This is a genomic window from Citrobacter amalonaticus (assembly GCF_018323885.1).
In the GTDB taxonomy this organism is placed as follows: Bacteria; Pseudomonadota; Gammaproteobacteria; order Enterobacterales; family Enterobacteriaceae; genus Citrobacter_A; species Citrobacter_A amalonaticus.
Window position 1 is genome coordinate 2,583,968 of sequence record NZ_AP024585.1, and the last position, 19,764, is coordinate 2,603,731.

21 protein-coding genes and 1 riboswitch are annotated in these 19,764 nt (G+C 54.4%); of the genes, 14 read left to right on the forward strand and 7 right to left on the reverse strand.

Annotated elements, in window-relative coordinates; all coding sequences use genetic code 11:
- Nucleotides 1–38 precede the first annotated feature (38 nt).
- From kdsA to hemA, 6 genes are read right to left on the reverse strand one after another with little or no spacing between them, the layout of a single operon-like run.
- Nucleotides 39–893, reverse strand: a complete 855-nt coding sequence (gene kdsA, locus KI228_RS12135) for a 3-deoxy-8-phosphooctulonate synthase (protein ID WP_043000485.1) — start codon at nucleotides 891–893, stop codon at nucleotides 39–41.
- A 36-nt stretch (nucleotides 894–929) separates the two neighbouring features.
- A complete protein-coding gene (gene sirB1 / locus KI228_RS12140; protein WP_043000484.1) occupies nucleotides 930–1,739 on the reverse strand; it encodes an invasion regulator SirB1 in 810 nt (269 codons plus the stop codon).
- Nucleotides 1,740–1,742: 3 nt separating this feature from the next.
- Nucleotides 1,743–2,135, reverse strand: a complete 393-nt coding sequence (gene sirB2 / locus KI228_RS12145) for an invasion regulator SirB2 (protein WP_043000483.1) — start codon at nucleotides 2,133–2,135, stop codon at nucleotides 1,743–1,745.
- Nucleotides 2,132–2,965, reverse strand: coding sequence for a peptide chain release factor N(5)-glutamine methyltransferase (prmC, locus tag KI228_RS12150; protein ID WP_054176259.1), 834 nt, complete (start codon nucleotides 2,963–2,965; stop codon nucleotides 2,132–2,134). The genes sirB2 and prmC overlap by 4 nt, the downstream gene beginning before the upstream one ends.
- Nucleotides 2,965–4,047, reverse strand: a complete 1,083-nt coding sequence (gene prfA / locus KI228_RS12155) for a peptide chain release factor 1 (protein ID WP_044257688.1) — start codon at nucleotides 4,045–4,047, stop codon at nucleotides 2,965–2,967. The genes prmC and prfA overlap by 1 nt, the downstream gene beginning before the upstream one ends.
- Before the next feature lie 37 nt (nucleotides 4,048–4,084).
- On the reverse strand, nucleotides 4,085–5,341 hold the full coding sequence (gene hemA / locus KI228_RS12160; RefSeq protein WP_043000480.1) for a glutamyl-tRNA reductase: 1,257 nt from the start codon (nucleotides 5,339–5,341) through the stop codon (nucleotides 4,085–4,087).
- Between the two features lie 201 nt (nucleotides 5,342–5,542).
- On the opposite strand from hemA, the gene lolB reads away from it, so the two are divergent.
- The 12 genes from lolB to KI228_RS12220 all read left to right on the forward strand — a co-directional run bounded on the left by lolB (nucleotide 5,543) and on the right by KI228_RS12220 (nucleotide 17,276).
- On the forward strand, nucleotides 5,543–6,166 hold the full coding sequence (gene lolB, locus KI228_RS12165) for a lipoprotein insertase outer membrane protein LolB (protein ID WP_044328030.1): 624 nt from the start codon (nucleotides 5,543–5,545) through the stop codon (nucleotides 6,164–6,166).
- Nucleotides 6,163–7,014 carry a 4-(cytidine 5'-diphospho)-2-C-methyl-D-erythritol kinase gene (gene ispE / locus KI228_RS12170; RefSeq protein ID WP_043000478.1) on the forward strand — a complete coding sequence of 284 codons (852 nt, stop codon included), beginning with the start codon at nucleotides 6,163–6,165 and terminating at the stop codon, nucleotides 7,012–7,014. The genes lolB and ispE overlap by 4 nt, the downstream gene beginning before the upstream one ends.
- A gap of 266 nt (nucleotides 7,015–7,280) precedes the next feature.
- The gene (gene prs, locus KI228_RS12175) at nucleotides 7,281–8,228 is read left to right on the forward strand and encodes a ribose-phosphate diphosphokinase (RefSeq protein ID WP_001518537.1); all 948 of its coding nucleotides are present in this window, start codon (nucleotides 7,281–7,283) and stop codon (nucleotides 8,226–8,228) included.
- Between the two features lie 137 nt (nucleotides 8,229–8,365).
- Nucleotides 8,366–10,045, forward strand: a complete 1,680-nt coding sequence (dauA, locus tag KI228_RS12180; protein ID WP_071888393.1) for a C4-dicarboxylic acid transporter DauA — start codon at nucleotides 8,366–8,368, stop codon at nucleotides 10,043–10,045.
- A gap of 147 nt (nucleotides 10,046–10,192) precedes the next feature.
- Nucleotides 10,193–10,702 (forward strand): GNAT family N-acetyltransferase, encoded by a 510-nt coding sequence (locus KI228_RS12185; protein WP_043001918.1) that lies wholly within the window; start codon nucleotides 10,193–10,195, stop codon nucleotides 10,700–10,702.
- A 161-nt stretch (nucleotides 10,703–10,863) separates the two neighbouring features.
- Nucleotides 10,864–11,091: riboswitch (cobalamin riboswitch) on the forward strand.
- 220 nt (nucleotides 11,092–11,311) lie between these two features.
- Entirely contained in the window at nucleotides 11,312–12,364 is a 1,053-nt protein-coding gene (locus tag KI228_RS12190) for an ABC transporter substrate-binding protein (RefSeq protein ID WP_061070042.1), read from the forward strand.
- 64 nt (nucleotides 12,365–12,428) lie between these two features.
- On the forward strand, nucleotides 12,429–13,496 hold the full coding sequence (locus KI228_RS12195; protein ID WP_099433069.1) for a FecCD family ABC transporter permease: 1,068 nt from the start codon (nucleotides 12,429–12,431) through the stop codon (nucleotides 13,494–13,496).
- Nucleotides 13,493–14,308: an ABC transporter ATP-binding protein gene (locus KI228_RS12200; RefSeq protein ID WP_044257681.1), complete on the forward strand. Its 816-nt coding sequence runs from the start codon at nucleotides 13,493–13,495 to the stop codon at nucleotides 14,306–14,308. Before KI228_RS12195 ends, KI228_RS12200 begins: the two co-directional genes overlap by 4 nt.
- 11 nt (nucleotides 14,309–14,319) lie before the next feature.
- Nucleotides 14,320–14,760, forward strand: coding sequence for a pseudoazurin (locus KI228_RS12205; protein WP_044267213.1), 441 nt, complete (start codon nucleotides 14,320–14,322; stop codon nucleotides 14,758–14,760).
- 14 nt (nucleotides 14,761–14,774) lie between these two features.
- Nucleotides 14,775–15,326 (forward strand): ubiquinol-cytochrome c reductase iron-sulfur subunit, encoded by a 552-nt coding sequence (petA, locus tag KI228_RS12210; RefSeq protein WP_044257819.1) that lies wholly within the window; start codon nucleotides 14,775–14,777, stop codon nucleotides 15,324–15,326.
- Between the two features lies 1 nt (nucleotide 15,327).
- Nucleotides 15,328–16,467 carry a cytochrome b gene (locus tag KI228_RS12215; RefSeq protein ID WP_043000472.1) on the forward strand — a complete coding sequence of 380 codons (1,140 nt, stop codon included), beginning with the start codon at nucleotides 15,328–15,330 and terminating at the stop codon, nucleotides 16,465–16,467.
- Between the two features lie 5 nt (nucleotides 16,468–16,472).
- Nucleotides 16,473–17,276 (forward strand): cytochrome c1, encoded by an 804-nt coding sequence (locus KI228_RS12220; protein ID WP_044267231.1) that lies wholly within the window; start codon nucleotides 16,473–16,475, stop codon nucleotides 17,274–17,276.
- A 69-nt stretch (nucleotides 17,277–17,345) separates the two neighbouring features.
- Here KI228_RS12220 and ychH read toward each other — a convergent pair whose 3' ends face one another.
- Nucleotides 17,346–17,624: a stress-induced protein YchH gene (gene ychH / locus KI228_RS12225; RefSeq protein ID WP_012132144.1), complete on the reverse strand. Its 279-nt coding sequence runs from the start codon at nucleotides 17,622–17,624 to the stop codon at nucleotides 17,346–17,348.
- A gap of 274 nt (nucleotides 17,625–17,898) precedes the next feature.
- Between ychH and pth the strand changes: the two genes are divergently transcribed.
- Complete coding sequence (gene pth / locus KI228_RS12230) at nucleotides 17,899–18,483, forward strand: aminoacyl-tRNA hydrolase (RefSeq protein ID WP_043000471.1); 585 nt, start codon at nucleotides 17,899–17,901, stop codon at nucleotides 18,481–18,483.
- Between the two features lie 116 nt (nucleotides 18,484–18,599).
- The gene (gene ychF / locus KI228_RS12235) at nucleotides 18,600–19,691 is read left to right on the forward strand and encodes a redox-regulated ATPase YchF (protein WP_043000470.1); all 1,092 of its coding nucleotides are present in this window, start codon (nucleotides 18,600–18,602) and stop codon (nucleotides 19,689–19,691) included.
- Nucleotides 19,692–19,764: the final 73 nt, after the last annotated feature.

Here is a 19,764-nt window from a genome sequence, read left to right on the forward strand (position 1 = left end):
AAACCCCGCTGCGGCGGGGTTTTCTGTTTCTGCGTGACTTAGTTCTCAGTGTCGAGCTCGTCGAAGCTTTTCACCAGATCGTCAACCGCTTTCATCTGCACCAGGAACTGTTCCAGCTTCGCCAGCGGTAGCGCGGATGGGCCGTCGCATTTCGCGTTGTCCGGATCCGGATGCGCTTCAATGAACAGACCGGCCAGACCGACCGCCATACCGGCACGCGCCAGCTCAGTCACCTGACCACGACGGCCACCAGACGCTGCGCCAAACGGGTCGCGGCACTGCAGCGCGTGGGTCACGTCGAAAATCACCGGGCTGTTGCCAGAAACTTTCTTCATCACGCTGAAGCCCAGCATATCGACAACGAGGTTGTCATAACCGAAGTTTGCCCCACGGTCACACAGGATCACCTTGTCGTTACCGCCTTCATGGAATTTATCCACGATGTTGCCCATCTGACCCGGGCTCACGAACTGCGGTTTCTTCACGTTAATGACCGCGCCGGTTTTCGCCATCGCTTCCACCAGATCGGTCTGACGCGCGAGGAACGCCGGTAACTGAATCACATCTACAACGTCAGCGACAGGCTGCGCCTGGCTGGCTTCATGAACGTCGGTGATCACTTTTACGCCAAAGGTCTGCTTCAGTTCCTGGAAGATTTTCATCCCTTCTTCCAGGCCCGGTCCACGGTAGGAGTGGATAGAGGAACGGTTGGCTTTATCAAAAGAGGCCTTGAACACGTAAGGGATACCCAGTTTCTGGGTAACGGTCACGTAGTGCTCACAAATGCGCATCGCCAGATCGCGCGATTCCAGCACGTTCATCCCGCCAAACAGCACGAACGGCAGATCGTTTGCTACCTTGATGTCGCCAATGCTAACCACTTTTTGTTTCATAGGATCGCCTTAATGATGAGTAAGAATGTCGATAAATTAATGCAGGACAATTTGCTTATGCGAGATGTTATTAATCTGCGCACGAATCATTTCGCTGATCGGGTCTTCCGGACACTGCTCAACGAAATAGCTTAAATCGGTCAGCGCGACATGTTCACATTCCAGTTGCGCATAAATTAAGCCCCGGTCACGTATTTCATACGGATCTTCCGGGTTAAATTGCAGTAACGCTTCGCTCGCTCGCAGCGCCAGCTCCATCTGTTGTTCTTCCATTAAGGAAGATTTCAGCGTGTCCAGCAGCTTGCGAATCACTTCCGCGTTATCCGCTTCATCCAGGTCCTCGTTAAATAACTCAGCGACCGGACTGATATTCCCCTTCAGCCACACTTCCAGCGTATGCTCATTCAACGTTTCCCCGTTAAACGGGTTGATGAGCCACATCTCGCCTTCCAGCGACTCGATACGCAAAATAAGCTGCGTCGGGAATATCACCGGCACCAGCGGTAATGACAATCGGTTGGCAATCCACAGTAAAATTGCCCCCAATGACACCGCACTGCCCTGGCGGTTCTTCAGTACCTGGTCAAGCCATAGCGCGTCGGACAAGCGGTAAACGCCGCGGGTGTCAGTAAAGCCCCACTCGCCGTAGAAAAGTGCCAGCAATTTTTCCAGTTGCTCATCCTGAGACAAAAGCTGGCTAATTTCTTCTTGCGCCAGGCTGACCAGACGTTCCAGCTCGTCATAGACAGTTTGCGAAGGGAAATCCAGGCGGATCGATTCCGATGCCAGGATCATCCCGTCGCACAATGGCGCTTTGTTAAATTCGAAATCAGCTAACGACCTCATGACTTACCCCAGTAACGGTATTTTTGTGGTGGCGAGTTTAATGATGATGTACAGCACCACCAGCGCCAGCGGGAACGCGATTAATCGCGCCTGCCGACTGCGCGCCCGACGGTAATCGAGCGCAATAAAACCCAAAACGATGTAAATGATAACTCCAAACAGCTTCTCAGTCAGCCATGTCCCCTGCTCCGTGAATGGCAGGATGTGCGTTTTAGCGATCAACCCCACACCAGTGAGCAACAAAACGGTGTCAACAATCGGCGGTACGACGCGCGTCCAGCGCGCGTGAGCCCGCGCAGAATGACATTCACTCCACCCATAACGCAGCACAAACAGACTAACGGAAAGCGCAATGCTAGCGAGGTGAACCCCTAACAGGAGCGTAACGCTGTTCATACGGGCTTGCATCCGAGCGTAAGACGCTCGTTGTCGCCATAATCGCGACAGGTTTCTACCGCCTGGTAGCCCGCGCGATTAAAGGCGTCACGCACCACGGCGCCCTGCTGCCAGCCATGCTCGATCAGCAGAAAACCGCCCGCTTCCAGCCGCGTGCGAGATTGCTCGATGATGTGCACAATGTCGGCCATTCCGCAGTCACCGGCGACCAGGGCGCTCAGCGGTTCGAAGCGGACATCGCCCTGCGCCAGATGCGGATCCTGCTCGTCAATGTACGGCGGATTGCTGACAATCATCGCAAACTGCTGCCCCGGCAAGGCGCTAAACCAGTCGCTTTGCAGAATATGGACATTATTGATAGCCAGATGAGCCGCATTACGCTGCGCCAGCGCAACGGCATCCGGCATTCTGTCAACCGCCGTGACCTCGCAGTCAGGGCGCTCAGACGCCAGCGCCAGCGCAATCGCACCAGTGCCAGTACCCAGATCGAGAATGCGGCACGGGGTTGTTGGCAGTCGCGCCAGCGCCTGCTCCACCAGACATTCGGTATCCGGACGCGGGATCAACGTGGCCGGTGAAACAAACAGCGGCAACGACCAGAATTCCCGCACGCCAGTTAAATGTGCGATCGGTTCCCCCCGTTGACGGCGAGCCAGCAGCGTCGCCAGTTGCGCCTGCTGGGCGTCGGTCAACGTCGTTTCGCCAAACGCCAGTATCCAGGTGCGCCCTTTTCCGGTCACGAATTCGAGTAAGATCTCGGCATCGCGACGCGGGCTTTCACTCTCCTGTAGCTGGCTTATCGCCTCACGTAACCAGTGCTGAAAATCCATTATTCCTGCTCGGACAGCGCCGCCAGCTGATCGGCCTGGTATTCCTGCACGATCGGCTCAATCAGCATATCCAGTTTGCCTTCCATTGCTTCATCCAGACGGTAGAGCGTCAGGTTGATGCGGTGATCGGTCACACGCCCCTGCGGAAAGTTGTAGGTCCGGTTGCGGTCGCTGCGGTCGCCGCTGCCCAGCAGGTTACGACGCGTTGACGCTTCGGCCTGCTGACGCTTCGCCACTTCTGCCGCGCGAATACGCGCGCCGAGCACCGAGAGCGCTTTGGCTTTGTTCTTGTGCTGCGAACGTTCGTCCTGACACTCCACCACAATGCCGGTCGGCAGGTGAGTAATACGGATCGCGGAGTCGGTGGTGTTAACGTGCTGACCACCCGCCCCGGAGGAACGGAAGGTATCAATACGGAGATCGGCCGGGTTGATATCCGGCAGTTCGGCTTCCGGCAGCTCCGGCATCACCGCCACGGTACAGGCAGAGGTGTGGATTCGGCCCTGCGATTCCGTTGCCGGTACGCGCTGCACACGATGCCCGCCGGACTCAAACTTCAGTCGACCATAGACGCCGTCGCCGCTGATCTTGGCGATAATCTCTTTATAGCCGCCGTGCTCGCCTTCGCTGGCGCTCATGATCTCCACGCGCCAGCGGCGTGTTTCGGCATAGCGGCTGTACATGCGAAACAGATCACCGGCAAATAAGGCCGCTTCATCACCGCCAGTCCCGGCGCGGACTTCCAGAAACGCATTGCGTTCATCGTCCGGATCTTTCGGCAGTAACAATACCTGTAGCTGCTGTTCCAGTTGTTCACTCTTGTCTTTCGCTTCGCGCAGTTCTTCCTGCGCCATTTCACGCATTTCAGGATCGTCGAGCATCATTTGTGCTGTTTCGATATCGTCCTGAATCTGTTGCCAGTCCGTAAAACAGCGAGAAACATCGCTTAGCTGTGCATACTCGCGCGACAGTGCGCGAAAACGTTCCTGGTCTGCGATGGTTCCCGCATCACCCAGCAGCGCCTGAACTTCTTCATGGCGTTCATGCAGGGCTTCCAGTTTGGCAACGATAGAAGGCTTCATAGGCGTAAATGCACCTTGTAAAAAGAAGGGTGTGTTGCTACTCCAGCCCGAGGCTGTCGCGCAAGATATTCAGGCGTTCGTCATCCCCGTCACGGGCGGCCTGCTGAAGAGATTTGGTTGGTGCATGGATCAGGCGGTTGGTCAGTTTCCATGCCAGATCCTGCATAATGGCCTGCGCGTCACCGCCCTGTTCCAGAGCAGCAAGCGCTTTTGCAGTCAGTTCATCCCGTACATGCTCAGACTGACTCCGGTATTCACGAATGGTTTCACTGGCGCCCTGAGCACGCAGCCAGGCCATAAACTCGCTGGTTTCTTGCGCGACAATCGTTTCGGCTTCCACTGCCGCAGCTTTGCGCTGCGCCAGGTTGTGCGAAATGATGCTTTGCAGATCGTCAACGCTATAGAGATAAGCGTTCGCCAGTTTACCGACTTCCGGTTCGACATCGCGCGGAACGGCGATATCCACCAGCAGCATCGGCTGATTGCGGCGGCTTTTCAGCGCACGCTCCACCATCCCTTTACCAATGATAGGCAGCGGGCTGGCGGTTGAACTGATGATAATGTCAGCTTCCCGCAGACGTTCGTCGATGTCGCTGAGTGCGATCACTTCAGCACCCACTTCATCGGCCAGAACCTGCGCCCGCTCACGGGTGCGGTTGGCGATAATCATCTTCTGCACTTTGTGTTCGCGCAGATGGCGCGCCACCAGTTCGATGGTTTCGCCCGCGCCGACCAACAGCACAGTGACCGTGGAAAGTGATTCAAAGATTTGGCGCGCCAGCGTACAGGCGGCAAACGCAACGGACACGGCGCTGGCGCCGATATCGGTTTCGGTACGAACCCGTTTGGCAACGGAGAACGATTTCTGGAACATACGTTCCAGCGCGCTGGCGTTCAGGTGGCCTTTTTGTGAATCCGCAAACGCTTTTTTCACCTGGCCGAGGATCTGTGGTTCACCGAGTACCAGCGAATCCAGACCACTGGCGACACGCATCAGATGGCTGACTGCATCGTTATCCTGGTGCCAGTAGAGACTGCTGCGCAGATCGTCTTCATCAAGATTGTGGAAATCACATAACCAACGAATCAGCGCTTCCTGCAGGTTGTCCTGCTCTTCCACGCTCAGATACAGCTCCGTGCGATTACACGTCGACAAGACCACGCCGCCCTGCACCATTGGCTGCGCAAGCAGGCTTTCCAGCGCCTGATCGAGCGTATCTGGCGAAAACGTTACGCGTTCTCGCAGCGATACAGGTGCCGTCTTATGGTTAATGCCGAGCGCTAAAAGGGTCATGTCTGCGGGAGTAGTACCAGCGTTGATATGGTTAGTCTGCTCGCATCATACAGGATGCGCGGAATCAATAAAAGAGAGTGCCCCCTTTTGGAGTAATCGCTTATTGCTTAAATTAAGATAACGTGAACGTAGACGATATACCCGCGCGGCGCTAGCATTAAGGGTTATTATTGCAACGTATCACAAGGATTCGTCATCATTATGACCCTGCCTGATTTTCGCCTGATCCGCCTGCTTCCGCTGGCAACCCTGGTTCTGACCGCCTGTACGATCAACGCGCCGAAAGGCCCGGGGAAAAGTCCGGACTCTCCTCAATGGCGGCAACATCAGCAGGAGGTTCGCCAGTTAAATCAGTATCAAACGCGCGGCGCGTTTGCCTATATTTCCGACGAGCAGAAGGTCTATGCGCGCTTTTTCTGGCAGCAGACCGGCCAGGATCGCTATCGCCTGCTGCTGACCAACCCGCTTGGCAGCACCGAGCTTGAACTGAACGCGCAGCCGGGTAACGTGCAATTGATGGACAATAAAGGCCAGCGCTATACCGCTGACGATGCCGAAGAGATGATCGGCAAGCTGACCGGTATGCCGATCCCGCTAAACAGCCTGCGTCAGTGGATCCTTGGCCTGCCGGGCGACGCGACCGACTATAAACTCGACGACCAGTACCGCCTGAGCGAAGTGAACTACAGCCAGGACGGAAAAAACTGGAAAGTGGTCTATAGCGCGTACGACAGCAAAACCTCCCCGGCAATGCCGGCCAATATGGAACTCTCCGACGGTGCTCAGCGTATCAAGCTGAAAATGGATAACTGGATTGTAAAATGATGACCCAGTGGCCCTCTCCGGCAAAACTGAATCTGTTTTTATACATCACCGGACGACGTGCGGACGGTTATCACACGCTGCAAACGCTGTTTCAGTTCCTCGATTATGGCGACACCCTCAGCCTGGAACCGCGTCGCGACGGCGAAATTCATCTCCTGACGCCGGTTGACGGCGTGGCACATGAAGACAACCTGATCGTCCGTGCCGCGCGACTGCTGATGAAAACAGCCGCAGAGCGCGGTCGGCTGCCAGCCGGTAGCGGTGCGGATATCCGTATCGAAAAGCGTCTGCCGATGGGCGGAGGCCTGGGCGGCGGATCGTCGAACGCGGCAACCGTGCTGGTCGCGCTAAACCATCTCTGGCAGTGTGGTCTGTCGCTGGACGAACTGGCCGAGCTCGGTTTAACGCTCGGGGCTGACGTGCCGGTGTTTGTCCGCGGACACGCCGCCTTTGCCGAAGGCGTCGGAGAGATCCTGACCCCGGTGGAACCGGCCGAAAAATGGTACCTGGTGGCTCATCCTGGCGTCAGTATTCCAACGCCGATGATTTTTAACGATCCCGACCTCCCCCGTAATACGCCAAAAAGGTCAATAGAAACGTTATTAAAATGTGAATTCAGCAATGATTGCGAGGTTATCGCAAGAAAACGTTTTCGCGAGGTTGATGCGGCGCTTTCCTGGCTGTTAGAATACGCGCCGTCGCGCCTGACTGGTACAGGAGCCTGTGTCTTTGCTGAATTCGATACAGAGTCTCGTGCCCGGCAGGTGCTTGAGCAAGCCCCGGAATGGCTCAATGCCTTTGTGGCGAAGGGTGTCAACCTCTCTCCACTGCATAGAGCGTTACTCTAACTCATTGAAGTTTCAGTACGTTGGCGAGATGACGAATTGCCAGCCGCATACATCAGTATGTGACTGGTGTGAGGCCTTGAACCCAGCGCGCATAAAACATAAATGATGACGGGTAAGCCGGGCAAGCTGAGTTTCGGTGACAACGTCACCCTGTTCCAGACGTTGCATCGCGCTCGTTAATACACCGCATGGAGAGAGTCCTGCCTGGCCCGCACAGTTTTTGGCAAACTCTTTCCACCAATGGACGCATGCCTGAGGTTCTTCTCGTGCCTGATATGAAGCTTTTTGCTGGTAACGCCACCCCGGAACTAGCACAACGTATTGCCAACCGCCTGTACACTTCTCTCGGCGACGCCGCTGTAGGTCGCTTTAGCGACGGCGAAGTCAGCGTACAAATTAACGAAAATGTACGCGGTGGTGATATTTTCATCATCCAGTCCACTTGTGCTCCAACGAACGACAACCTGATGGAATTGGTCGTTATGGTTGATGCCCTGCGCCGTGCTTCCGCAGGCCGTATCACCGCCGTTATCCCTTACTTTGGCTATGCGCGCCAGGATCGTCGTGTACGTTCCGCTCGTGTGCCGATTACGGCAAAAGTTGTCGCTGACTTCCTGTCCAGCGTCGGCGTTGACCGCGTTCTGACCGTTGACCTGCATGCTGAACAGATCCAGGGCTTCTTCGACGTACCGGTTGATAACGTATTTGGTAGCCCAATTCTGTTAGAAGATATGCTGCAGCTGAATCTGGATAACCCGATTGTGGTTTCTCCGGACATCGGTGGCGTCGTGCGTGCCCGCGCTATCGCTAAGCTGCTTAATGACACCGATATGGCGATCATCGACAAACGCCGTCCGCGTGCAAACGTCTCTCAGGTGATGCACATCATCGGTGACGTAGCGGGTCGTGACTGCGTGCTGGTTGACGATATGATCGACACCGGTGGTACGCTGTGTAAAGCAGCTGAAGCGCTGAAAGAACGTGGTGCAAAACGCGTATTTGCTTATGCCACTCACCCGATCTTCTCAGGCAATGCGGCAAACAACCTGCGTAACTCTGTGATTGATGAAGTCGTTGTCTGCGATACCATTCCGCTGACCGACGAAATCAAAGCACTGCCGAACGTGCGTACGTTGACCCTGTCGGGTATGCTGGCCGAAGCGATTCGTCGTATCAGCAACGAAGAATCGATTTCTGCTATGTTCGAGCATTAATCGAACCCGGCTCAAAGACCCGCTGCGGCGGGTTTTTTTGTCTGTAACCTTTATTTGTATGACTTATGCCTCCTTCACCTGCCAACCCGCCATTTCATTGAGTTGACAGATGATGCGCTCATGGATGAAACATTATTGTGAACAGAATTTTTTCCTCACATGTGATGCCTTTCCGCGCCCTCATCGACGCTTGTTGGAAAGAAAAATATACCGCCTCACGGTTTACCCGTGATGTGATTGCCGGGATCACCGTCGGGATTATTGCTATCCCGCTGGCGATGGCACTGGCTATCGGGAGTGGTGTCGCGCCGCAGTACGGACTTTATACCTCCGCTGTGGCCGGGATTGTTATTGCCTTAACCGGGGGCTCGCGTTTTAGCGTCTCAGGCCCGACCGCCGCGTTTGTGGTGATCCTCTACCCCGTTTCACAACAGTTTGGGCTGGCAGGCCTGCTTGTCGCGACGCTGATGTCCGGGGTCTTCCTGATCCTCTTTGGCCTGGCCCGCTTTGGCCGCCTGATTGAGTACATCCCGGTCTCAGTTACCTTAGGTTTTACCTCAGGGATTGGTATCACCATTGGTACCATGCAAATCAAAGATTTCCTCGGTTTGCAGATGGCCCACGTTCCGGAACACTATCTGCAAAAAGTCGGCGCGCTATTTATGGCTCTGCCGAGCATTAACCTGGGCGATGCCGCCATCGGGGTGGTCACGCTGGGCACGCTGATGATGTGGCCGCGTTTGGGCATTCGCCTGCCGGGCCACCTGCCCGCCCTACTCGCCGGCTGTGCTGTCATGGGGATCGTCAACCTGCTGGGCGGCCACGTTGCCACCATTGGTTCTCAGTTCCACTATATTCTGGCCGACGGCTCACAGGGCAACGGGATACCGCAACTGCTGCCGCAACTGGTGCTGCCGTGGAACCTGCCGGATTCTGATTTCACGTTGAGTTGGGATTCCCTGCGCGCCCTGCTTCCGGCGGCCTTCTCAATGGCCATGCTGGGGGCAATCGAGTCCCTGCTCTGCGCCGTGGTACTCGACGGAATGACCGGCACGAAACACAAAGCCAACAGCGAGCTGATTGGTCAGGGCCTGGGTAATATTGTCGCCCCCTTCTTTGGTGGGATTACCGCAACGGCGGCGATTGCCCGTTCGGCGGCAAACGTCCGCGCTGGCGCAACATCCCCTATTTCCGCCGTGATCCACGCGCTGCTGGTGATCATGGCGCTGCTGGCGCTGGCACCGCTGCTCTCATGGCTGCCGCTGTCGGCGATGGCGGCCCTGCTGCTGATGGTGGCCTGGAACATGAGTGAAGCGCACAAAGTTGTGGATTTGCTGCGTCATGCGCCCAAAGACGACATCATTGTGATGATGATGTGTATGTCACTGACAGTGCTGTTTGACATGGTCATTGCCATCAGCGTCGGGATTGTACTGGCCTCGTTACTGTTTATGCGCCGTATTGCACGCATGACGCGACTGGCAGCGGTTAACGTCGAGGTCCCCGATGATGTACTGGTGCTGCGCGTGATCGGCCCACTGTTCTTTGCAGCCGCTGAAGGATTGTTTACCGATCTGGAGTCACGCATCGAAGGAAAACGCATTGTCGTACTGAAATGGGACGCGGTACCGGTGCTGGACGCAGGTGGTCTGGATGCCTTCCAGCGCTTTGTGAAAAGATTGCCAGAAGGCTGCGAACTGCGCGTAAGTAACCTTGAGTTCCAGCCGCTGCGCACGATGGCGCGCGCTGGCATTAAGCCGATTCCGGGTCGTCTGGCCTTTTTCCCGAACCGCGACGCGGCGCTGGCTGATTTATAATCTTTTTGCGCTTACCGGTCTGTTCCTGTACAGGCCGGTAACATTTTCCGCTCTGTCCCCTGTTTTTCCCCTCCCGTGTTGTTATTATCAGCTTTCAGTTTCTGCAAATAAGAGTGACAACTCGTGATTTCATTTACGCTACGTGAAATGACCGGAGAAGATATTCCGGCGGTTCAGTTATTTCTGATTCAACATCTGAATGAATTTTTTGCGGCTGACAGACCTGCCCCTACTCCCGGGCAGGATGTTTTTAACCTGCAACAGCAGTATATTCAACAGCAGCGCAATGTATTGCTGTGCGCCTGGAGCGAAAAGCAGGAACTCATTGCGACCCTGGCCGTCTGCCAATATGACGACCGTATAGCCGAACTTCGCGGACGCTATATTTTGACAGAAACGGCAGAAATTTGTCGCTGCTATGTGGACAAACGTTACCGCAGAAAAGGTATTGGACGTCAGTTACTCGCTTTTGCTGAAACATTCTGCGAGCAGCAGCGGTACAACTTATTATACTTACATACCCATCATTTTTTACCGGGAGGTTATTCATTCTGGCGACGTAATCATTTTCAGGTTGTGATGGATATGCACGATGACTGGCAATTAGTGCATATGGAGAGATCACGTAAATCACGCATGAATAAGAATATTACTTGATCAATGTCAATCAATTCTCATTTAGCTTTTCATTATTACATTTCGACATCCGCAATTTCATCCTCAAAAAAAACATAACACATTGATACACAACAACTAAAATTTATCCCACTCAATAAAATTCGTCTTTCCCCTTGCGATTGATCTTGTTAACAAATGCCGATACAGTCTTTTTCGACAGTATTTCATTGCACCAACATTGTAATGAATAGGAACATGGTGCGGATTATTGCAATCCCATTCCATGACTGCCCCCGCAACTGTAGGCGGATGCAGAATATCCTCGTGCAGCATATTTTGTTGCAGGTCACTGTAAAGCGAATCTTTATGGGAAGGCCGATATTCTGATTACCGTGAGTCAGGAGACCTGCTGTCAAATTTATACCCCATTGAGTGGACGGGATGGTCCATGTGATGAATTATTTGATATTAGGCACCGTGAAAAAGTGAATCAGATCCTTGACTGAACCGCTGACTTTCTTTATTTGCATAACGTCATGCATAAATTTCACGATGTCCTGTCATCTATCGTCATGAACTCTCCCGATATATGGAACGATATAATCCATGACCAGACGTTCAGATTCTGGCATGAACGGGATGATAATAATGCACGCTAATGTTACCTCTTTACCTTATAAAAAAATGCTTCTGGTTGTTGCTGGTGCCGCACTGTTTCTCACCTCAGGTCTTTCTCATGCAGCCAAAACGGAATATCCATTGACGATAAAAAACTGTGGTCGGGATATGACATTTCACGCAGCGCCAAAACGTGTTGCCACCGTAGGACAAAACAGCACTGAGATCCTGTATGCGCTGGGCCTGGCCGATCGCGTGGTAGGCACATCGCTGTGGTTCGGGCCCGTTCCCGACGCGTATAAGACGGCAAATGACAAGATTGCAGTTATTGCGCAGAACATCCCCAGCTTCGAAGGCATCATTGCCAAAAAACCGGATCTGGTCGCCAGCCAGTTCGAATGGCAGATCGGCCCTGCGGGCACGGTGGCGTCTTATGAACAGTTCAGCGAACTGAAAGTCCCGGTCTATACCGCACCGGCAGACTGCGCGAAAGATAACGAAGATGGCGGTGACGGCGTGCGCAAAGGCATGTTTGATATCGCAATGGTCTATCAGGAAGTGGCCGACTTAGCGAGGATCTTCGACGTTCAGGATAAGGGCGAAGAACTGATTGCCAGCCTCAAAGCACGTGAAACGGCAGCGAAGAACAAAATCGCCGGGATGGACAACAGCGTCTCCGCCGTTTTCTGGTTCTCCAGCGCCGACCTGCAATTGGATCCGTATGTCGCCGGGAAATTAGGGCCTGCTGCCTGGATTGCGCAGACCCTGGGTATCAAAAACGTCATTGATTCCGCAGAGGAGTGGCCAACGGTCGGTTGGGAAACCATCGCCAAAGCCCAACCGACAGTGATTGTGCTGGGGGAAATGAGTCGTCGACGTTTCCCGGCCGATGACTGGCAGGTGAAAATGGATTATTTGAAATCCGATCCGGTCACCCAGTTGATCCCCGCCGTAAAAGCCGATCATTTACCAGTGATTGATGTACAGACCATGAATGCCGGAATCAGAACGATTGACGGTGTTGAAAAACTGGCTGACGCCCTGGTTGAGTATGGCTTAGCGCATCCACAAGCCGCGCATTAACCCTCGTTTCGCGCCAGTTCCTGACGTGGCCGGCGCGTGTTATGCACTCCAAACGCAGGTGACTATGAGCGATTTACGCAGGACGCGTCACGCCGTTAGTCGGCTGGCGGTCAATGTTTGTGGCCATGCCCTCTGGGTTAGCGTGCTGATGTGTGGCGTCCTGCTGGCAGGGATCGCCATTGGCGAGACGTTTATTCCCTGGCAGCACGTATTCAACACGCTGGCAAACCATCTGTTTGATACCGATTATCCGGTTGATGCGCTGGATGCCGGGATTGTCTGGAACTATCGCCTGACCCGTGCGCTGGTCTCAGCCAGTTGTGGCGCCTGCCTGGCCGTGTCCGGCGTGGTTTTACAGTCGTTACTGCGCAATGCGCTTGCCGAGCCGTATCTGCTGGGCATTTCCGCAGGCGCATCAACCGGTGCGGTGCTGGTTGCGCTGACCGGACTGGGCGCCGGGATGATCAGCATGTCGTTCGGCGCATTTGTCGGTGCCCTGACTGCCTTTTTGTTTGTGGCCCTTCTGGCGGTAGCGGCAGGCGGCAGACAAGGCGGTGGGGTGACGACGCAAATCATTCTCGCCGGGATTGCCAGTTCCCAGTTATTCAATGCGCTGACCTCGCTGATCATCACCCGTTCAGCTAACGCGGAACAGGCACGCGGCATTATGTTCTGGTTACTCGGGAATCTGAGCGGCGTCCGCTGGCCGGATGTGGTGCTGGCGATCCCCACAGCGTTAGTTGGCGTTGCGATATGCTTCTGTTATGCCCGCCATCTGGATGCCTTCTCTTTTGGCGCGGAGTCCGCCGCCTCACTGGGGATTCCGGTAAAACGCACACGTGGCGTGCTGATTGCCGCCGTAACGGGTATGACGGCCATTATGGTCTCCATCGTCGGCGCTATTGGCTTTGTGGGACTGGTGATCCCTCACGCCGCCCGTCTGCTGGTAGGCCATCAGCACCATCGTTTGCTGCCTGTCAGCGCGCTGATCGGCGCCATTTTCCTGATCGTCGCTGATGTTATCTCCCGCACGCTTCTCCCCGGACAAGTTCTGCCTATCGGCGTTATTACGGCCCTGGTCGGTGCGCCCGCGTTTTCCATCATCCTGATCAGAGGAAACCCGACCAAATGACCGTCAATCCTGTACCGACTCCGGTTGCCATCCGCGACGCGATAATTCAGGCGAAAAGTCTGCACTGGCAGGTGAAAGGCAAAGTGATCGTCAATGACGTCTCACTCAGCGTGGCGCCGGGTGAGTTTGTCGGCATTATCGGCCCCAATGGTTCCGGGAAAACGTCGCTGATTTCATTGCTGGCCGGTCTGCTGAAGCCCACCGCCGGTCACATCCTGTTGCAGCAAAAAGCGCTGCATCGCTATTCACGTCGTCAACTGGCGCAGCAGGTCGCGCTGGTTGAGCAGCAGGCAGAAACCAGTGAGCGCCTGACCGCGATACAGGCCGTCTCGCTGGGGCGAACCCCGTGGCTGAGCCTACTGAATCCGTGGTCGGACAACGATGACGATATCGTCCAGACCATGCTGGAGAAAGTCGATCTTCAGCATCTTCGCCATCGCTGCTGGCACACCTTTTCCGGCGGCGAAAAACAACGCCTGCATATTGCCCGCGCGCTCGCTCAGCAGCCACAACTGCTACTGATGGACGAGCCCACTAATCACCTCGACATTCAACATCAGATTGGCCTTCTCAGTCTGGTGAAACGCGAAAAACTGACGGTTGTCGCCGCTCTCCACGATCTCAATCATGCTGCCATGTTCTGCGATCGCATCATCGTGATGAACGCCGGTCGTCTGGAAATGCAGGGCCGTCCCTGCACCATTTTCACCCGCGAGAATCTCCGCGCCTGGTTTGGCATTGACGCCATCGTCGAGCGCGATCGCCATGGTGCGAACTGTTTTATTCGTTATCAAAGACCTGAAGAAACCTAAGGAAGCCCCCCATGAACTCTCTGAAAAAGAGCCTGAACGTATTGTGTTTGCTGCTCCTCACCGCCTCTGCCTTCGCGCAAACCCACGAAGTACTGATGAAGAATCGCGGTTCAGCAGGCCCCATGGTCTATGAGCCAGACTACCTGGAGATTCAGCCTGGCGATACGGTGAAATTTATCCGCAAACATAAGAGTCACAACGCAGCCTCGATTGCTGAACTCTCGCCTGCGGGCTACCCGGGATTTATCGGCAAAATCGATGAGGAGATCGCAGTGAAGTATGACAACGCGGGCTTCTACGGCATTAAATGCACCCCGCATTATGCGCAAGGGATGGTCATGCTGATTAAAGTCGGCAACGCCACCCTGCCGGACAGCTATCGCGCGTTTACGGCCCCCGGGATCGCTAATAAGCGCTTCCAGGATATCTATTCGCGTATTGATAAACAGTAAGGGAGAGCGCTGTGGTGGTGGAGAACAAACAGCCGGATAAAGACATTCAGCAGCAACGACGCAACTGCCTGTGCAAATTGACAAAATTTGTTGGCGCAGCGGGAGTGACCGCCGCCGTCTGGCCGTTAATTTCCGCATTAGGGCCGGACGAAACAACGCGCGGAGAAAATGAGCCGATAGACGTCTCGCTGGCGGGGATCGCCGCAGGACAAACCCTCAGACGCATCTGGCAAGGGAAGCTGATCCTCATCCATCATCGCACGCCGGAAGAGATTGTCGCGGCCCGCACGGGTGACCACAGCACGCTTGTCGATCCGCAATCGGACAGCGAACGGGTCGCGTCTGACTATCCGCAGTGGCTGGTTGTTCAGGGGTATTGTCCGCATGCCGGCTGTGTTCCCAATACCAGACCCGGTGGACAGGGCTGGATTTGCCCGTGTCACGGTTCGGAGTTTGATACGTCCGGACGGGTCACCCGCGGCCCCGCAACCACTAATCTGGCCGTTCCTGAGTTTGCCTTTCATCCTGATGGTCTGACCGTGCGTATAGGCGCTAAGGACGTGTGAGATGATCCGCTGGCGCATTCCTTTCCCGCGCTCCATCGCCGGTGTATGGCTGTTTGCCGTTGGTGCGATCCTGCTGGTGATGCTGGGAATACAGATCCTGACCGGTATCGTGCTGGCGATGTTTTACGTCCCGACGACATCGCTGGCGTTTGATTCCATCATCCACATCATGCGCGCGGTCAGTCACGGAGAGTTGCTGCGCAATATGCACGCCATCGGCGCATCGCTGTTTTTCTTTGCCTGCTATTTGCATATTTTCCGTGGCATGTATTACAGCGTCTACCGCAGACCGTATGTGACGATGTGGATGGTTAGCGTCACGTTGTACGTGCTGCTGATGATCACCGCGTTTCTTGGCTACAGCCTGATTTGGGGGCAAAAGAGCTACTGGGCAGCGACGGTGATCACCAGTTTCGCCCGCGCTATTCCGGTAGTGGGCGACGGGTTGTATACCTTGCTGGTAGGCGGCTATGCGCCTGGCACCCCTACGCTTGGGCGCTTTTACGTCCTGCACTTTATTCTTCCCGTTGTGGTCGTGGTGATGACGATTTTCCACGTCCGTACGGTACAGTCGGCCTTTGCTCACGCGATGAAACGGGCCTTCAGCGAGAAAGCGTCTCGTCGTCTGCTCTTCGATTACCGAATCACGGATGCAGATGCTATTAAAATCACGTTATTCCTGATGCTGTTCACCTGGTTTTTGTTCTTCGCGCCGCACTATCTGAGCAGCGCGGATAACTTCATCCCGGCGGATCCCACGGTGACTCCGGCGATTGTTGCCCCGGAATGGTACTTTCTCCCCTTCTTTTCCATTCTGCGCTGCTTCCCGAACGAACTCGTCGGGCTGGTGGCGATGTGCGGCGCGGTGCTGATCTTCTATTTTCTGCCGTGGCTGGATACCTCCCGCGCACGTTTTCGTCACTACAGCAAATGGGTGAAATGGGGTTTCTGGCTGTGGGTGCTGAACGTCTGTTTTCTTGGGTGGCTGGGATCAAAAGCCCTGGTTGGCCCCGATCTGACGGAGGGCATTCGTAATGAAGAGGGATGGATCCGCGCGGTCTCGCAACTGTCGACAATCGGCTATTTCGCCTGGTTTTTACTGGTGCTGCCCTGTCGTCGTTTTCTGGAAAAGCAGGACTGAAGATGATGAGACAATTACTCAGATGCAGCATGCTGTGGGTGGTACTCTGCGCGATGAGCCCCACATTCGCGCAAGAGCCTGTTCCCACGCGCCAGGAGTGGAGCTTCAGCGGTCTCTCCGGAGAATATGATAAGGCGCAATTGCGACGCGGTTTGCAGGTCTATGAAGAGAAGTGTCGGGCCTGTCACGGCATGAAATACCTGACGTTTCGCACGCTGACCAAACCTGGCGGCCCGGAACTAACGACAGAAGACGCGAAAAATCTCGCCAGCGGCTATGTCTTTCCGATTATTCAGGATGACGGTCAACCCGGTGAGCGGGACGGCACCCTGAACGACAGCTTTATTTCGCCTTATCTCAACGATCAGGAAGCGAGACACCTGAATAACGGCGCCCTGCCCGTGGATTTAAGTTATATCGTTCGCGCCCGAACCTACGATCGCGGCTTTCCGCAATTTCTGCTGGACGCGTTTATTCCCTACACTGAGCAAGGCGCGGATTACCTCTTCGCGCTCTTAACCGGTTATCTGCCTGATGACCCGGAACTGAAGGCGAATCGTTATTATCCTGGTGGGGTGATTAACATGCCAAAACCGCTGGCGGACGGCGAAATCGAATGGCAGTCAGAATCGCATGTCGCGCAAACTGAAGAACAATACGCACGGGATGTCACCGCCTTTCTGACCTGGGCGGCCGATCCCGACCTGACGGCGAGAAAACATCAGGGAATGTACGTCATGGGGTATCTCGCCATCATGCTGGCGTTATTATGGATGATGCTGCGGATGAAAAGACGCGCACAACAATAACGCGAGAAAGAAATCGCAAACCGTGACCAGTCAGCCTGATGCTGGCTGGTCATTATCTTGCAGGGAACGTTAACTGTGACGACGATTATCGTTACGGCGGCAACGTTTGTCGTAATGGCGCACCCACCAGTAGCGGTCGCTGACTTGTTCATGCCCCCCTACGCGGGCACCCGCCAGCCACAAAATGGCGCCGACGAAGATACTGAGCACTGCACCATGTGCGAAAAATTGCGGCAGGTTAAATTGCGGCAACTGGTTTAAAATGGAGTAACCCACACCAACCACCATAACCACTAACCCCAAACCCATGAGCACATTACCGAGTAACGAAGCGTTTTTGCGTTTCATGTGTCACCTCCGGAACTTTTGGGTTGCTTCAGGGAATACCCCTAATCCATATGTGTAAAGTATAGACAACACACCACTTTGGTAGTGCGCCTGCGATCACAATTACACCCCATTATTCAACAAATCTTTACAAATAAGCCTCTGAACACCTTGACTTTCCAATAATCAATAAAGGCAATTATTCAGTTTCCGGGTAAAGTGACACGGTGCTTTGTCAAGCGGGGCGACAGACAGTAAACTACGCGCCAGTTATTGAAACACTCAGGATAAAAACGTGACGATTAAACTGATTGTCGGCCTGGCGAACCCCGGCGCTGAATATGCAGCCACCCGACATAATGCGGGCGCATGGTACGTCGATTTACTGGCAGAGCGGTTGCGTGCTCCTCTGCGCGAAGAGCCGAAATTCTTTGGCTACACCTCCAGAGTCAGTCTGGAAGGTGAAGATGTCCGTTTATTAGTTCCCACCACGTTTATGAATCTGAGCGGCAAAGCGGTCGGCGCAATGGCGAGTTTTTATCGCATCAATCCCGACGAAATTTTAGTGGCCCACGATGAACTGGATCTTCCCCCTGGCGTGGCAAAATTTAAACTCGGCGGAGGTCATGGCGGACACAACGGGCTGAAAGACATTATCAGCAAGCTCGGCAATAACCCTAACTTTCATCGCTTACGTGTCGGAATCGGTCATCCGGGCGATAAAAATAAAGTTGTCGGCTTTGTATTAGGCAAACCGCCTGTTTCAGAACAGAAGTTAATTGATGACGCGATTGACGAAGCGGCGCGTTGCACTGAGGTATGGTTCAAAGACGGTTTGACCAAAGCAACGAATCGATTGCACGCCTTTAAAGCGCAATAAGCAGTGATGTGCGGCATTTTTGCCGTACGCTGTGTATAATAGGCAAAGTTATTTCCATTTCTACAATCTGTTTTCTACAACAGGTTGATTATTAAGATATTAAGGTGATTTAAATCATGGGATTCAAATGCGGTATCGTCGGTTTGCCCAACGTCGGGAAATCTACCCTGTTCAACGCGCTGACCAAAGCCGGTATTGAAGCGGCAAACTTCCCATTCTGTACGATTGAGCCGAATACCGGCGTCGTGCCGATGCCCGACCCGCGTCTGGAGCAGCTGGCTGAGATCGTTAAACCGCAGCGTATCCTGCCGACCACAATGGAATTTGTTGATATTGCCGGTCTGGTAAAAGGCGCGTCCAAAGGTGAAGGTCTGGGTAACCAGTTCCTGACCAACATTCGTGAAACCGAAGCGATTGGCCACGTGGTGCGCTGCTTTGAAAACGACAACATTATTCACGTTTCGGGCAAAGTGAACCCGGCGGAAGATATTGACGTGATCAACACCGAGCTGGCGCTGGCGGATCTCGATACCTGCGAACGCGCTATTCACCGCGTACAGAAGAAAGCCAAAGGCGGCGATAAAGACGCAAAAGCCGAGCTGGCCGCGCTGGAAAAATGCCTGCCGCAACTCTCTGAAGCTGGCATGCTGCGTTCTCTGGATCTGACTGACGAAGATAAGGCGGCGATCCGCTACCTGAGCTTCCTGACGCTGAAACCGACCATGTATATCGCCAACGTGAACGAAGACGGTTTCGAAAACAACCCGTATCTCGATCAGGTACGTGAAATTGCCGCGAAGGAAGGTTCCGTCGTGGTTCCGGTGTGCGCCGCCGTTGAAGCGGACATCGCTGAACTCGACGATGACGAGCGCGACGAGTTCATGCAGGAACTGGGGCTGGAAGAACCGGGCCTGAACCGCGTGATCCGTGCTGGTTACAAGCTGCTGAACCTGCAGACCTACTTCACCGCTGGTGTGAAGGAAGTGCGTGCATGGACCATTCCTGTCGGCGCCACCGCACCGCAGGCGGCAGGTAAAATCCATACCGATTTTGAGAAAGGCTTTATCCGCGCACAGACGATCGCGTTTGACGACTTCATCACCTACAAAGGTGAACAAGGCGCGAAAGAAGCCGGTAAAATGCGTGCTGAAGGGAAAGATTACATCGTTAAAGATGGCGATGTGATGAACTTCCTGTTCAACGTCTAATTCGTTTCTGTTGTCTCATGAGATTTCGCTGAATCTCATGAGAATCACAAAAAACCAGAAAATCCACGCAATT

Bases quoted from the DNA above. Each gene is read 5' to 3' on its own strand.
- kdsA (WP_043000485.1), bottom strand. From the start codon at position 893: ATGAAACAAAAAGTGGTTAGCATTGGCGACATCAAGGTAGCAAACGAT.
- sirB1 (WP_043000484.1), bottom strand. From the start codon at position 1,739: ATGAGGTCGTTAGCTGATTTCGAATTTAACAAAGCGCCATTGTGCGAC.
- sirB2 (WP_043000483.1), bottom strand. From the start codon at position 2,135: ATGAACAGCGTTACGCTCCTGTTAGGGGTTCACCTCGCTAGCATTGCG.
- prmC (WP_054176259.1), bottom strand. From the start codon at position 2,965: ATGGATTTTCAGCACTGGTTACGTGAGGCGATAAGCCAGCTACAGGAG.
- prfA (WP_044257688.1), bottom strand. From the start codon at position 4,047: ATGAAGCCTTCTATCGTTGCCAAACTGGAAGCCCTGCATGAACGCCAT.
- hemA (WP_043000480.1), bottom strand. From the start codon at position 5,341: ATGACCCTTTTAGCGCTCGGCATTAACCATAAGACGGCACCTGTATCG.
- lolB (WP_044328030.1), top strand. From the start codon at position 5,543: ATGACCCTGCCTGATTTTCGCCTGATCCGCCTGCTTCCGCTGGCAACC.
- ispE (WP_043000478.1), top strand. From the start codon at position 6,163: ATGATGACCCAGTGGCCCTCTCCGGCAAAACTGAATCTGTTTTTATAC.
- KI228_RS12185 (WP_043001918.1), top strand. From the start codon at position 10,193: ATGACCGGAGAAGATATTCCGGCGGTTCAGTTATTTCTGATTCAACAT.
- KI228_RS12190 (WP_061070042.1), top strand. From the start codon at position 11,312: ATGCACGCTAATGTTACCTCTTTACCTTATAAAAAAATGCTTCTGGTT.
- KI228_RS12195 (WP_099433069.1), top strand. From the start codon at position 12,429: ATGAGCGATTTACGCAGGACGCGTCACGCCGTTAGTCGGCTGGCGGTC.
- KI228_RS12200 (WP_044257681.1), top strand. From the start codon at position 13,493: ATGACCGTCAATCCTGTACCGACTCCGGTTGCCATCCGCGACGCGATA.
- KI228_RS12205 (WP_044267213.1), top strand. From the start codon at position 14,320: ATGAACTCTCTGAAAAAGAGCCTGAACGTATTGTGTTTGCTGCTCCTC.
- KI228_RS12215 (WP_043000472.1), top strand. From the start codon at position 15,328: ATGATCCGCTGGCGCATTCCTTTCCCGCGCTCCATCGCCGGTGTATGG.
- KI228_RS12220 (WP_044267231.1), top strand. From the start codon at position 16,473: ATGAGACAATTACTCAGATGCAGCATGCTGTGGGTGGTACTCTGCGCG.
- ychH (WP_012132144.1), bottom strand. From the start codon at position 17,624: ATGAAACGCAAAAACGCTTCGTTACTCGGTAATGTGCTCATGGGTTTG.
- ychF (WP_043000470.1), top strand. From the start codon at position 18,600: ATGGGATTCAAATGCGGTATCGTCGGTTTGCCCAACGTCGGGAAATCT.